The following is a 220-nucleotide window of genomic DNA, read 5'->3' as shown; positions in this document are numbered from 1 at the left end:
GGTAGATGATTGGGGTGAAGTCGTAACAAGGTAGCCGTATCGGAAGGTGCGGCTGGATCACCTCCTTTCTAAGAGAACACGATCTTCCGAGTCGAAGATCATCAGATCCCTTGAGGATCACCCTTAAAGGCAGTTAGTTCGCTCACTCGTTGTCAGTTTTGAAGGATCAAACGATTCTTCCATAAGTAAATCGTTTGGTGGCGATAGCGGAGGGGAACCA

Annotated in this window: 1 rRNA gene; it reads left to right on the top strand. The window is 48.2% G+C overall.

The features are described 5' to 3' along the window. Positions 1-68: ribosomal RNA gene (locus KJS52_RS27225) — 16S ribosomal RNA — on the top strand; the annotation flags it as partial. Positions 69-220 lie beyond the last annotated feature (152 nt).

The organism is Paenibacillus montaniterrae, from assembly GCF_018403185.1.
In the GTDB taxonomy this organism is placed as follows: domain Bacteria; phylum Bacillota; class Bacilli; order Paenibacillales; family Paenibacillaceae; genus Pristimantibacillus; species Pristimantibacillus montaniterrae.
This window is presented reverse-complemented; position numbering and strand designations above follow the sequence as displayed.